Origin of the sequence: Beijerinckia sp. 28-YEA-48, from assembly GCF_900104955.1 — a bacterium.
Taxonomy (GTDB): Bacteria; Pseudomonadota; Alphaproteobacteria; order Rhizobiales; family Beijerinckiaceae; genus Terripilifer.
Window position 1 is genome coordinate 3,448,395 of record NZ_FNSI01000001.1, and the last position, 13,788, is coordinate 3,462,182.

Annotated in this window: 7 protein-coding genes and 2 pseudogenes; 6 read left to right on the plus strand and 3 right to left on the minus strand. The window is 51.7% G+C overall.

Annotated elements, in window-relative coordinates; all coding sequences use genetic code 11:
- Nucleotides 1-808 precede the first annotated feature (808 nt).
- A complete protein-coding gene (locus BLW50_RS16315; RefSeq protein WP_170850198.1) occupies nucleotides 809-2,074 on the plus strand; it encodes a glycosyltransferase family 4 protein in 1,266 nt (421 codons plus the stop codon).
- Between the two features lie 550 nt (nucleotides 2,075-2,624).
- Here BLW50_RS16315 and BLW50_RS16320 read toward each other — a convergent pair.
- The gene (locus BLW50_RS16320; RefSeq protein WP_090704454.1) at nucleotides 2,625-6,152 is read right to left on the minus strand and encodes a glycosyltransferase family 9 protein; all 3,528 of its coding nucleotides are present in this window, start codon (nucleotides 6,150-6,152) and stop codon (nucleotides 2,625-2,627) included.
- A pseudogene (locus tag BLW50_RS16325) lies at nucleotides 6,115-6,249 on the minus strand (HAD hydrolase-like protein); the annotation flags it as partial. The gene BLW50_RS16320 and the pseudogene BLW50_RS16325, both read right to left, overlap by 38 nt.
- A gap of 721 nt (nucleotides 6,250-6,970) precedes the next feature.
- On the opposite strand from BLW50_RS16325, the gene BLW50_RS16330 reads away from it, so the two are divergent.
- The 5 genes and pseudogenes from BLW50_RS16330 to BLW50_RS31095 form a co-directional block, all read left to right on the plus strand.
- Nucleotides 6,971-8,428 carry a polysaccharide pyruvyl transferase family protein gene (locus tag BLW50_RS16330; protein WP_090704456.1) on the plus strand — a complete coding sequence of 486 codons (1,458 nt, stop codon included), beginning with the start codon at nucleotides 6,971-6,973 and terminating at the stop codon, nucleotides 8,426-8,428.
- 1,280 nt (nucleotides 8,429-9,708) lie between these two features.
- Entirely contained in the window at nucleotides 9,709-10,287 is a 579-nt protein-coding gene (rfbC, locus tag BLW50_RS16335) for a dTDP-4-dehydrorhamnose 3,5-epimerase (RefSeq protein WP_090704458.1), read from the plus strand.
- Nucleotides 10,287-11,339 (plus strand): dTDP-glucose 4,6-dehydratase, encoded by a 1,053-nt coding sequence (gene rfbB, locus BLW50_RS16340; protein WP_090704459.1) that lies wholly within the window; start codon nucleotides 10,287-10,289, stop codon nucleotides 11,337-11,339. Before rfbC ends, rfbB begins: the two co-directional genes overlap by 1 nt.
- Nucleotides 11,339-12,217, plus strand: a complete 879-nt coding sequence (gene rfbD / locus BLW50_RS16345; RefSeq protein WP_090704461.1) for a dTDP-4-dehydrorhamnose reductase — start codon at nucleotides 11,339-11,341, stop codon at nucleotides 12,215-12,217. The genes rfbB and rfbD overlap by 1 nt, the downstream gene beginning before the upstream one ends.
- Nucleotides 12,218-12,227: 10 nt before the next feature.
- Nucleotides 12,228-12,353: pseudogene (locus BLW50_RS31095) on the plus strand (sugar phosphate nucleotidyltransferase); the annotation flags it as partial.
- Nucleotides 12,354-12,427: 74 nt separating this feature from the next.
- Here the strand turns inward: BLW50_RS31095 and wecB are convergent.
- Nucleotides 12,428-13,549, minus strand: a complete 1,122-nt coding sequence (wecB, locus tag BLW50_RS16355) for a non-hydrolyzing UDP-N-acetylglucosamine 2-epimerase (protein ID WP_210186090.1) — start codon at nucleotides 13,547-13,549, stop codon at nucleotides 12,428-12,430.
- Between the last annotated feature and the right edge of the window lie 239 nt (nucleotides 13,550-13,788).

Below are 13,788 nucleotides of genomic sequence, written 5' to 3' on the forward strand. Positions count from 1 at the left end.
ATATTTATTTTCAGATGAACAATTGCCCCTCTTCATCATTTTCGGATTTCCGGGCCCAATTATAGCTGTAAATACGGATATCAACGAACAGACAGATCAGCTTACGTTGAAATCTGTCGATGATCTCCTTATTGTTGAATAGCTTAGCTCTGCCTTAAGGACAACAACGCCTCTAGATTTCTATATCTCCAGCGAAGATCATAGCCTGTAAGGCTTCGTTACGATCAAGACCAATTCACAAGGGCTGAATGCAACTTTGTCTAAAGAAAAGATATGTGTTGGGGCTATCGCTCTAGCCAAACGCCGGGCGACCGCTCCGGGGCAACGTCCGCCGCTGCCGCGATGTTTATTTTCACATAAGGCCAAGATCACGGTGCGTCCTGGGCTTCCTCGACGGATTAACTATTGGAGGCTTGCCAATCTCCTGCACGGACAAATCTCGAGCTAATTCCCTGATAAGCTCAAAGCTCAAAAACTTGATGCTGAAAAGCAGAGCCGGAGGCCTAACGCCCCCCCCCCCCACACAAGACAGACATACGACCTAGGACGAACGGAAATCCTGCTGACAAACGAAGTCTTGACGTTGAGAATTGCTGCATCAGTCAGATATGTGCTCGCCTCCAAGAACTACGTCGTAGACCCTTGATAGCCGGATGAATACGGTTTAGATTGAAATTCGTTCATCTTGTCATTACTGGCTCAATGAAAAAACAGTCGATATTTTAGGTAAATAATGCGAATATTGTATGAAGGTCGCAATTTACTTCTCAGCAATGGAACCGGTATAGCGACATATACACGCAACACGGTGAATGCTGTTCAGCAACTCGGCTATTCTACAGATATTATTACTGGCGTGGATTTTACGCCTTCCAGGACAGATTCGACCCGTAACCGCTTGATGTTCCACGACGAGTCAGAGCGGTTCGAATCTCGTTTGTCCGCGAAGAAAACCGTTCGCAGTTTCAATACCCTCTTGTCGAGCCCTTTCGGCTCTCATGCTGCCGACATGTCGACAGCGATCCCAGGAAATTTTGTTCTACCTGAGCAGCGCAATATTTCGGCTGCTCTCGATTCTTTCGACCGCCGATACGCCAGTTATAGGCTTTTCGATGCCGCCTACCATCACGCGATCACCTGGCGGCGACCTCTACAGGTTCGCCTGCCCAGAGATGCTCCGCGTCCCAACATTGTCCACCTCACCCACGCGACACCGCTTCGTATATCGGGCTCGCCGACCGTCGTAACGTTGCATGACATCATTCCTATTATTTTGCCGCATGCGACGCTGGAACATTTGCAGCATTACCGAATTGTGGTTCAGACAATAATCGATAAAGCCGATCATATTATCACCGTGTCTGAGCGATCTCGCGCTGATATTATTCGCCTCTTTAGAATGGATGAAAAGCGTATCTCCAATCTCTATCAATCAGTCACCCTGCCGGATACATTCATATCCAAACCTGAAGCAGAAATTGAGCATGAGCTCGATTTCTTGCAACTCAAGCCTAACGGCTATTTCCTCTATTTTGGTGCAATTGAGCCCAAGAAAAATATCAAGCGCCTCATCGAAGCCTACCGCTGGGCCAACCCGAAACGACCGTTGATTATTTGTGGCACGCTGGGTTGGGATTACGAGGCCGACTTAGAGGCGATCAACGATAAGCGGTACACGAAGTTTATCATCAACGATAACCGAATTGAGAAGTTAAATTCCGTTCGGCACATCCCTTATGTTCCTCTTGAGCAGTTAGTCGGGCTCATTCGCGGCGCCCGCGCTGTTCTCTTCCCATCGTTGTACGAAGGCTTTGGACTTCCCGCAGCGGAGGCGATGCTGCTGGGTAAGCCAGTCCTCGCATCAAACAGCTCATCTCTTCCTGAGATCGCGGGCGACGCTGCTATGTTAGTTGACCCGATGGATGTTGCACAGATTGCCCGCGCCATTCGCATTCTCGACAGTGATAGTGATATTTGCGCGGAGTTGTCCCGGCGGGGACCGCAACAAATGAGCAATTTTTCACCACAGATTTTTCAGCAAAAGCTCCGTGAAATTTATGCCAATTTTCAGTGATCATAAGCTTGTAGAAAAGAAAGATCGTTCCCGATGATCTATAGCTAGCTCACCTCCTCTTGCAAGTAGTAACGATTAGTCGGCAAACGTTTCATTTTTCGATCAGCATTGACATCGAACAAGTTGCGGTTCCGACAAGCCCATCGCAGCCAATAGGTGCGCGCGATGCTTTCGCAGCTCGCGGGGAGCGAGCCATCTGTAATCAACTTGCAAAGCGCAACTGCCCCTAGAACCGCTCGGCGAAGAACTTCTTCGGCTTAGCGTCCCTGTCCTTGAGCAACTTAAACCGCGTGGCCTCGGAAAGGTCCATACCGCCACACTTGGCCTTCCAGTTGAAGAGTGCCGCTTTCGATACTCCATGTTGCGCGCGTCACATCGGCGTTCTTTACAGAGCTTTCTGCCAATTCAGAACACCAACGATTTACCGTTCTGCAAGCAGTGCTCGCTTCATCGGTCGGCCCTCATGATGAGCAGAACTCTTACCCCGAGAGAATAATCAGTAGCAGATCACTGAGCCACGGCGGTGCCTGGACGGACTCCGATAGGCCCTTTACTGGTCTGCACCGACGCCCAGCTCGCTCTCAGATAACAGTCTGTTATTGCTAGCCCCCTGAGTCACTATATTCGACACTACAGCAAAAACCTCTTCTGGCTTAATGTCGATCAAGCATGGCATGGCTCGCCCACATTGCTCGGCCAGCTCCACGCCGCAGCCCACGCAAGGTACCCGCCTAGCCACCACGTATCCCGTAGAATCTTGCCCCCATTCATTCCAGTTCACGCGACCGGCATGTACGCTAACGACGGGCGTACCACGCAAGGCTGCAAGGTGCTTAGGCCCCGAATCGTTGCCCACAAAAACTGAACACAAAGATAAAAGGGTGTCGAATGTTTTGAACGTCATCTTCCCGACGTTGCGGACAACCATTGATGGATCAACATCCGCAAGGTCAATATCGTGGAGTACACTTTCGTGGTCGGTCAGCAGCACCACTTTCATTTCAAGCCGAGATATGACCAACCGCGTCAGAGCTACAAAGTTCAAGATGGGCCAACGTTGGACTTCCAGTCGCGCACCTGTATGAAATACGGCGAAACGTTCATTGGCATGTACCCCCAATGGTGCCAGCAGCGACCAGTCTAGATCTCTGCGTTCCACGATTGTCGGCTTATAGCGGAGCGTAGCAACCAGCGCCGCAACAAACGACAAAATCATCGCTGAATGCGGCATCTTCTCCTTTGAGTTTATAGGGTCATGCGTACATACATCCGCGCCGAACGTCATCCACGGAAACTCGCGAGGTTTGAAACCAGCTGTATGACGCGCACAAGTCAATCGTAGCAAGTTCTGCGTTTCAAACCCAGGCGAGAGATCAATCGCCAGATCAAACTGCTTGGGTTCAAACAACCGACGCAACCGTAGCTGCTCATTTAGAGAAGCATAGCGGCGCTTTTCAAAAATATCATAAGTCAATTCAACAGTATGAACGTGATCAAAGACGCCAATTGAGTCGAGCAACTCAACATTGCCCGGGCTAGTTAAACACTCAAACGACGCTTCCGGAAATGCATCGCGCATCTTCAGTATTGCCGGAATCGACTGTGAGGTGTCTCCTAGTTGATCCGCTCGTACGATCAGTATTCTTCCTATGGGGTCTGATGCAAGCGTACGGGCAGCCCTGAGCACCACGCTAGGCATTTTAGCAATCCGCTCACTAACAGATGCTGCACTATCTGCTCCTGTAAGAGAGACTAACGCCAATGAGCTTTCGGAGTCATGCGAAGCTAGCTCACTTGTATCGACCCAGACTAACTCTTGTACCGCGCGCCAACCGGCCTCGTGCTCCTCGAAGTAAAGCTGCATCTCATGCAGCCCTGTCGGCACTTCGGAAAGATCAAGCCAACAATTGTAGATTTTATGCTTCAAACTAGAGCTTTCGAACCCATGACTGAGTTCGAGCCCTGCTGTATCTGCAACAGTCTTTCCGTCAATTCTCACTCGCAGACGCACAACTTCGACACTCGTAGCCGACTGAGCACGGACGAAGTCGACCCGCCGCAAAACTCGATAACTCAAGCCAACCCCTCTTCGCCAACCGGATCCGGCAGCGAGTATAAGAATCTCTTCACGATCCGCAGTGCGTCGTTTCGAATGATGTCGCATTTCGATCGCAAGTTCAGGGCTAAGATCGCTCACCCGTAGATCATCGGAAACAGACGCGTCCATTTGGACTTCGCGCTCTTCTTGCAAAGCGATCCTGAAGCAAGCGCGTATTCTTGCCGACGCCATGAAAATCTCATCGGTCCGATAACGAGCAAGTATGCTTGGCAAACTTTCCACTTCTGGAAGAACCATGACGAGTTCACGTCGGAGAAATTCGTTTTGAGGATCGAGTCGGACACAGCGCTCGAGGAGCCGCACAGCTTGCGGGAAATTACCAAGGACCTTTGAAATTAGCGCTTTTTCAACGAGGGCATGAGTCGTCGCGATCTCCTCATCAATCCGCTCCATGACTTGGAGCGCAAGGTGGAACGCGCCGAGAGACTTCAATTTCTGTGCCAATGACAACAGATCAGCTTCCGTCCGCGATTTGTCAATTCCGCTAGCTTCTACCAGAAGAACAGCAGTCCGTGTCGCTTGCCCGGCCGCCACATCCAGAAAGCCATCAATATCTTGCGGACGAAACTCTGGGAGACATAGAGCGAACAAGCGCGCCATGGCCATGTCGACTTGATCGAAAGTTAGCTTCTCTGCGGCACCATAAATTGCCTCCTCAATCTCATAAAAGACAGCAGCATAGGAGCGGCCTCGTTCAATTCGTTCAATGATTGGATTATTGCCGACAGACAAGAGCTCTTCCAACAACGCTGGATTAACAAGTGGTGATGTAAATCTGGAGGCAGAGGCAACTAGCCATCGCGAGACTGCACCTGCTAATATAAAGGTCGCGCATAGAAAGAGCTGTTTATATGAGCGATCGGAAGGCATGAAGATGCAGCCGGCCATGCCCTGCGTCACCTCAGCGAGCGAACCAACTGCCTCGATCACAGCCTGTCCACGCCCTGCCCTGGTGAACCAAATGGCTTCGTATAATGACCGAATACTAACTGGTAGTTGCTTAGAAAGTAGCTTGAGTTGAGTAGCCTCCATACCTTTAGGCGGCCAACGAGCTTCGCCTGAAAGGTGCGGAGTAGCCAATTCGCGATCCAGCGTTTCGTGTTTGTCCGACACTAAGCAAGCCAGAACAATCTTTCTCAATTGCGCACGATCGCCTACACGCTGAGAGGACATCCGTGTAAACTGGCCTGAAGTTAGTTCTGATACGTCGGAATACGGCCATACTCCAGATTCGAGAACGAACTCTGCGTGGGCTTGATAATTTGCGACCCCCCCAACACCTAGGCTTGCAAACTCACAGAATGCTCGACCTAGTTCCGACATGCCATGCTTAACTAAGTAACTTCCAGCGTGTTGAAACCGTGATCTGTCCGGCGTCTCATCCAAATTGCAGGCAAAGATTGCATGAAAAGCACTCAATGGTGCATCGCCCCCCCCGTCCAAAGCCGGCAAAGGTTCACCGACAATAACAACTTCACTCCGCCAATGAGGAGCATCGGCGATTTCAGGCACGCTTCGTTCATCACCCAGTGCTCTGCTTCGGCGATAAGCCTGTAGTGCGGATCGAAAGTTTCCTGTAATTTTCAGAAGATGACCAAGCTGGAGCTCGACATCTCCGTTGTCTTCAATGGCTATAAGTTCGCTATAAGCACGAAGAGCTGCGGCATGCTTGTTCGCGTCTTTCAGGCAATTTCCAAGTTGGACGAACAACCCCAAATTCTTAGGGTCCGCGCGAAGAGCGATCTGGTAGGCTTCGGCAGCGGCCTCGAAGTCACGCTTGTCCCGTAGCTCGTCTGCGCGCGCCACCAATGCTGCAACATTATCGCCTGGATCCCTCTGCGCGGCAGTGTCAACCGACCGCTGTCGGCGCAAGCTAAGCAGCGTAAACTTGGCTGATATGGATCGATACCGTTTCATCTGGTCAAGCACTTTCCCTGAGGACTCTTGCGACAAAAGCATCGAGATTCCCCCTGTTAAAAAGATACGCCCTAACGCCTGTCGTATTTGCGGCAGCAATGTCGGTGTCGCGGTCCCCTATAAGGAACGATCTGCCGACGTCGGCCGGATACTCGCAACATCTTCTCGATCGCTGCTACAGCTGTAGCAGCGCCATCCTTGAAAATGCAGTCACTAGCGGCAGCGGTGCAACAGACACTTGGCGAGCCTACACCATTAAGCGCCGCGGAAGATTACGAAGCTTACGCCCAGACACAGGGGGCCTCTCCGCGATTGAGCGGCATCTGGATCGAAGCCGTTCCGCAGCCAAATATAGAAGAATAGTATTTTCCGTTATAGCCAAGAACGACTTGCCGCTGGGAATCATATTAATAGCACCGTAGCTTCTGCCACAATCCGGAACAATCTAGATCTTCAATGCCATCATCATAATAATAAGCATGAGCCGCCCCTCATTTGCTGCGATCTAGTATCGAACGAATATTATACCTACTCCTTGGATACGGCTGCAGAGCGCCGAGGATTATAAACCGTCCTATTGCGATTTACTTTCACTAGAAACAAAAAAGCACACCAATGATCTTATTTTATCAATTACTATCAATATTATAATAATTATTCAATATTTTAGAATAAAACTATAAATTTACAAAATACTTTCGAAATTAAACCATTTGTATTTTGCTAGATTCATCGAATAAAGTATTCAATCTAATTGTATCGTTTGTTTTTTGCCCTGAATGAACCCGTTGCATTCTTTGCGCTAGAGTTGCAGAACTTCTATTCGCTTTTTGATTTTTCTCAAATGAAACGAGTTATAGATGAGCTCTAATGCTTCTTGGCTAGCAGATCCAAAGTGGATTAATGCGGCCAAACTCGTCTATCGTCTCAGCGAGACAAACAAGTTCGTTTTCACAGTCGAGCCGCTGTGCAGGCTGCGAACAAACTGCCTGCCTCTTGCCTTCGCACACCTAGCTACTATCGACGAGGACCCCTACGCAGTGGTCGCGCCCAAAGATGACATAGATATGCTGCCATTGGCGTGGATAAGACACATTGAAAAACTTCATATCCAGTACGCTGACGATGTATTCTTCGCAGCAACAACCCGCCAGACATTAGCAACCATATCTACAGTAGACGATATCCGAAAAGAAATGGGATACTGTCTAGAAAGGTGCACCAAGGTTTTAAATGGTATTCGCGTTCGAGCAGACCGTCTACTTGACGGTGATATAGGAATCCCGAGAGATGTTCCATATTGCTTGATAGTAAACGCGGCACTTGCTGACAATGTTGGGGAAGTCCTACTCGCCAAATCGGCCATCCGCTTGCTCAACGAAGCTGCGCCTCATTTGCGCTGCATAGTAGCCGACCCAGACGTTGATCGAACCATCGTTGCTAACGCGAGCCTAGTCATAATCGGTCCGGGCGGAATGTTATACGACCTGGACGATCACGACGGACTATCAATCAATCTTTCTAACATTTCGTCTTACTTCCGGATCGGCTTCCTAGCTCGCGAATACGGCATCCCCTATGGGGTGCTTGGCGCAGGCTGCCCTGCAGCGATTACATCTCGTTTGAGTAAGATCTTTTTGCAGGAAGCTCTGCGCGATGCCAAGTTCATTCACCTGCGTGACTCACTCTCTCTAGCCTCAGTTAGCGACGCCATCAGACTACAATCACCAACAATTGTTGCGCCGGACGTGAGCATCGTTTTCCAAGACGAGATAGCGAAAATTACACAAGAGCCCTTCCAACAGAAACTTATGATCGCGTGCGGCAGCTTCAATGTTAAATCTATCGCTGAGATTTCTCACAGATGCGATATGGCTCTACGGATCGTCATACAAGCAACCGAAGATCTTGCATGGTTAAAAGAAAATCAGTCCGAATTAACAGCGCTTGTGCCTTCAGTTGAGATTGTCGACGTACATCAGGCGCCTATTTCCGCGCTATTCAAAGCAGTGGCAAGCGGCGATTGCCTCCTGTCAACGCGCTTCCACGCAATGATGATCGGTATCATGGCGGGGCTTGAAACCGTCGCTGTAGGAGTGCGGGACGATAAGCGTCATCGGGTCAAACAGGAGCTCCGTGACAAAGTTAAGCTGACCTTCATCGACAGTCGCGTTACCTCCGACAACGAATTTATAAGCCTGTGTTGCGGACAATTTATGAATGGAAAGCGGTCTCAACAGGACCCCGGGTACTCCGCAGAGGACTTAGCAGGGTTGCGCCAGCTCTTGCGGACCGCAACCATATCCGTCAAAATGTGATCTGCAACCGTTCTAGTATGCTTGAAATTCCCAAGACCTAGGACGAGGCGGATTTACGTTTATGTCTCCGGAAAAATACAAGCCCGAAGAGATATTGCCAAACTACGGTAGTCGATGCGCTCCATTCGCAAGGACGACCAAGGCGATCAAACGGCAGCGCAGTTTTTGATCGGGCTGATACAGTTCGTGTATTCCCGCCAACAGGACATCTTTGATATAAAAATGAACAGATAGCCGTTTGAGCCGACATTCTCTAGGCTTTGGATTTCGTGTCGAGCAGCCGGTACTATCAGCGAGCTATCAACTGGTGCCGCAGAACACTTTCTCATCTCACCAAGCCTGTTCGACCTTCACGCAGCAGCTAGGAAACAACTATTATGTTCGGTCAACGATTCGTATCTGGTCAAGCCACATACGGCTTTAGCTTTCGACCGGTTGGATCACGACTTCAAAAAAGCGAACGCTAGGACTAATCGCGACATACAGTGACTGATCGCTTTTTGTAATTTTTGTTGCGGCCAACCGCACACCAAACTCGTGTGCTAAAGATACTTCAAACGGCCAAAAGACTGACGCTCTCCAGCCACAGCACTGCGGCGGCGCGCGTTGAAGTGATCTTGGATCCTGGGCGTCGATCTGGAAACACTCGAGCCGCGATGGCGAAAACAACAGTCTGTATGGGCCTGACGTCGCGTCCAACAGTCGTAACAATTTGATTTTTGCCGAAGGTATTTCTGTCGGGCCATCGGATGGAGGAGCTGGTCATCGTTGCCACGCCCAATGGTGTCCTGGTCGTCCACGCGACCGCACCGAGGAAATGTGCAAGATCTTCGATGCGCTTATTCAATTTAATCTATCGGCGCTTGGACCATATTTAATACCATCGTTGCGCTATTAGACCCGGTCGACTCATGGAACTCGCGCTTCGGCATTCTGTCCATCTTGATGACTTTTGGCCGCATATTCCCGGTCCCAAGTTCTAATGCCAGAGCTAAGGGGCCAATATCCTACGGTTCGGACTATTTTTGACATGGGCTTGAAAACGCTATTTCTGGAGCGCAATCATCAACGTCATTTTGCTGCTTCTTCTTGTTCCAGATGTTGGGTATAGATCAAATAACTTCCGATTCCGCTAGATTACGCAGTCTGATCGACCAGATCGCACCTTGATTGCAGTTTGACTGTCTCCATAGAGTGGCAAATCATGATCAGATCGGCGCGGGCTCTTCTCTTGTCAAATACTACCCAGCAATTGCCTTCCTAAGCGGACGTTCGGCCATATGAGCAAGTTTCGCTTCCAAGCCCTCGGCTTAAAAGGCCCTTTACTCATCAAGACATTTCGCTTCGGCGATACTCGCGGTTACTTCATGGAAACTTACAACGCCCAGCTCTTCGCAGAAGGAGGAGTTGATGCTGTTTTCTTGCAGGATAACCAGTCTTTATCGGCCCAAAAGGGGATCATACGTGGACTGCATTTCCAGCGTCCGCCGACAGCCCAGGCAAAACTGGTACGTGTCCTGCGCGGAGCGATCTACGACGTAGCGATCGACATCCGAATAGGCTCGCCATCTTATGGTCGATGGTGTTCAGCAACGTTGAGCGCTGAAAATGGTGACCAACTCTTTATACCGCGCGGCTTCGCCCATGGCTTTTGTACTCTCGAAGCAAACACCGAGGTAGCCTATAAGGTTGATAATCCTTATTCAGCCGAAGATGATAGCGGAATCTTTTGGGCAGATCCGGCATTAGCTATTGATTGGCCTGTCACACAGACAGAAGCAATCGTGTCGTCAAAGGATGCAGGTCTTCCGCTACTAAACGAGCTTATCAATCCGTTTCATGTTGAGGAAACCTTCTGATGCGGGTTTTGGTTACTGGTGGAGCGGGCTTCATCGGCTCAGCCGTCGTGCGTGAACTTGTGCTCAATCAAGAAGCCGAAGTTCTCGTGGTGGATGCACTCACTTATGCCGGTAACCTCGGAAATCTTTCGGTTGTTGCTCACAATCCACGTTATCGCTTTCTCAAAGCAAACGTTGCGGATGAAGCAGCGATACGACAGGCATTCGCCAGCTTCCGACCTAACACGGTCATGCACCTGGCGGCAGAGAGCCATGTCGACCGTTCAATTGATGGACCGCGTACCTTTATCCAAACCAACGTCGTCGGAACGGCTGCGTTATTGCAGGCTACCCTTGAATATTGGCAGCAACTAACCGCATCGCAGCAAGCGGCCTTCCGCTTCCATCATATTTCGACAGATGAGGTATTTGGCTCGCTCGGATCCGAAGGATTCTTCTGCGAGACGACTGCCTATGATCCGCGTTCACCGTATTCAGCATCAAAGGCCGCGGCCGACCATTTTGTACGGGCCTGGTGGCATACCTACGGTCTACCGACATTGGTCACTCATTGTTCGAACAACTACGGCCCATATCATTATCCCGAAAAGCTTATCCCACTCATGATTTTAAATGCTCTGGAGGGACGCGAATTACCGATCTACGGCGATGGCGGAAACATCCGCGATTGGCTGCATGTTGAGGATCATGCGCGGGCGCTCATCGCGGTCATACAGAGAGGCCAACCAGGCGAGACCTATGCGATCGGGGGTAAGGCTGAACGTACAAACCTCGACGTCGTCAAGGCCGTTTGCTCCCTCATCGACGAGTTCGCTTTCAATTCGTCCCGGGGACCCGCTGAACATTTGATCCGTTTTGTGACTGATCGCCCCGGGCATGATCGACGCTACGCCATTGATTGTTCCAAAATCGAGGCTGAACTCGGCTGGACACCGCAAGAGAGCTTTGAGAGCGGGCTTACCAAGACTGTGTGCTGGTATCTCGACAACCAAGAATGGTGGCAGCCTATCCGTAGCGGCGTCTATCGTGGTGAACGTTTGGGCGTTGCATAATGGCTGGATCCATCCTGCTGTTGGGCGCGGAAGGCCAGCTTGGTCGAGAGCTCACAGCACTCGCGCTTATACGCCACATTCCACTCGCGCCTCTCAGCCGGACCACGTGCGACATCACTGACCGACAGGCTGTCATATCGGCGATCGCAAATCATCGTCCGAATCTGATCGTGAATGCCGCCGCTTATACAGCTGTCGATCGCGCAGAAGCGGAGCCGGAGACCGCGCATACCGTCAATGCCATTGCTCCAGGGTTGATCGCTGCGGCCGCGGCGGAGGCCGATGTACCCCTATTACATATCTCAACTGATTATGTCTTCGACGGCTTGAAGACTGAGGCTTACAACGAAGACGATTGCGTCACGCCGCTCGGCGTTTATGGTCGCACCAAAGAGGAAGGAGAACGGCGCATACGCCAAACGTATTCAAGGCATATTATTCTGCGTACAGCCTGGGTCTATGGCACCTATGGTACTAATTTCTTGAAGACCATGCTCCGGCTTGCCAATGAGCGCGGTGTGATAAAGGTCGTAGCCGATCAACGGGGTTGCCCCACAGCCACAACCGATCTCGCCGAAGCTATTCTGACTGTCTACGCAGAGCTTGCAAAAGGTAACGAAAACTGGGGCACGTACCACTTCGCAGGAAAAGGCACTGCAAGCTGGTATGAGTTCGCGCAGACGATCATGAGCGAGCGCGCGGCCATTCTGGGAACCGCACCTAGCGTGGAACCAATCACCACGAAAGACTATCCAACGCCTGCGCAACGTCCTGCTAATTCTATGCTCAATTCCAGTCGCTTCGGCGCCGCTTTCGATCTTTGGCCGAAGCCATGGCAAGACCGTGTTCGCGAAGCCGTCGCATCTTTGGTTAGGTAATGCAGAGGAGATGAAGAGTATTATCTTAGCAGGGGAAACAGGCACAAGATTGCACCCGGTCACGACGGCCGTCAGCAAACAGCTTCTGCCTGTCTACCATAAGCCGATGATCTTTTATCAAACGCCAACGCTCCTTTGCGAATTTGCCTTACTCAGATGCAGAGATAATCTAGTTAGCGTCGATTGGATTTCGATGCCGGCTTCGCGCCCTCACCCCACCAAATCCGCCAAGATCCGCCCCGCCGCCTTGCCATCGCCATAGAGCCCCTGGCCGATCAGCCGCAGCTTTGCTTGATCGCCGGCGCCAGCCATGGCGCGCTGCACGGCGGTGCAGATCTTCTCGACATCGGTGCCGACAAGCTCGGCCAATCCTGCTTCCACGCCTTCGGGGCGTTCGGTCACTTCGCGCATGATGACGACGCGTTTGCCGAGCGCTGCGGCTTCTTCCTGCACGCCGCCGGAATCGGTGAGGATGCCTTCGGCGCGATCGAGGAGGTACATGAAGGAGAGATAGTCGACCGGGGCGATCAGGTGGATGTTCTTCAGGCCGCTCAGGCGCTCGCGCACCACCGTGTCGACATTCGGATTGAGGTGGACCGGATAGACGATTTCGAGATCGCTGCCGGCGCCGAGTTTCGCCAGGGCGTCGCAGATGCGCTCGAAGCCGCCGCCGAAGCTTTCGCGGCGGTGGCCGGTGACCAGCAGCAGGCGGCGGGAACGGTCGATGAAGTCGAAGGTCTTGTCGAGCCTGGCGCGCAGGCTCGCATCGCCATGAATACGATCGATCGTCTGCAAAAGCGCGTCGATCACCGTATTGCCGGTGACGACGATGCGATCGGAGCTCAGATGTTCTTGCAACAGGTTGCGACGCGAAGATTGCGTCGGCGCATAAAGATGTTTGGCGACGAGATCGATGGCGCGGCGGTTCATCTCTTCGGGGAAAGGCCGCTGCATGTCGTAGGTGCGCAGGCCCGCCTCGACATGGCCCACAGCGATGCCTTTATGAAAGGCGGCGAGCGCTGCCGCCATGGCTGTCGTCGTATCGCCATGCACCAGCACCACGTCGGGCGCGACTTTCTCATAGAGCCCGTCGATCTTCTCGAAGATCAAAGCCGACAGCGAATTCAGCGTATGGCCGGGGCGCATCAGTTCCAGATCGTAATCCGGCTGAATGGCGAAAATCTCGAGTACTTGGTCGAGCATCTGGCGGTGCTGGCCGGTGGCGCAGACCACGGCTTCGACGGCGGGCGAGGCCGCCAGCGTTTGAATGACCGGCGCCATCTTGATGGCTTCCGGCCTGGTGCCGATGATGGAGAGAATACGAATTGTCATGGTCGCGCTCATTCCGGCTGCTTGGATGCACAGGCCGTAACCCATTGTGATGGCAAAACAGTTAAAGCAACCCGTTCAGCAAGCCATTGATCGCGTGGCGGAACAGCTAGGCAGACAAGGGCCTCCCGCCCAGCCCGGGCACAATATCCAGCTTGATTTCTGAGGCCCGACAGGTGATGGACATTGAGAAACATGCGCTGCGGGCCAACCGGAGCCGTTTTGAGGGAGGATACAGGACC

Bases quoted from the DNA above. Each gene is read 5' to 3' on its own strand.
- BLW50_RS16320 (WP_090704454.1), bottom strand. From the start codon at position 6,152: ATGCTTTTGTCGCAAGAGTCCTCAGGGAAAGTGCTTGACCAGATGAAA.
- BLW50_RS16330 (WP_090704456.1), top strand. From the start codon at position 6,971: ATGAGCTCTAATGCTTCTTGGCTAGCAGATCCAAAGTGGATTAATGCG.
- rfbC (WP_090704458.1), top strand. From the start codon at position 9,709: ATGAGCAAGTTTCGCTTCCAAGCCCTCGGCTTAAAAGGCCCTTTACTC.
- rfbB (WP_090704459.1), top strand. From the start codon at position 10,287: ATGCGGGTTTTGGTTACTGGTGGAGCGGGCTTCATCGGCTCAGCCGTC.
- rfbD (WP_090704461.1), top strand. From the start codon at position 11,339: ATGGCTGGATCCATCCTGCTGTTGGGCGCGGAAGGCCAGCTTGGTCGA.
- wecB (WP_210186090.1), bottom strand. From the start codon at position 13,549: ATGACAATTCGTATTCTCTCCATCATCGGCACCAGGCCGGAAGCCATC.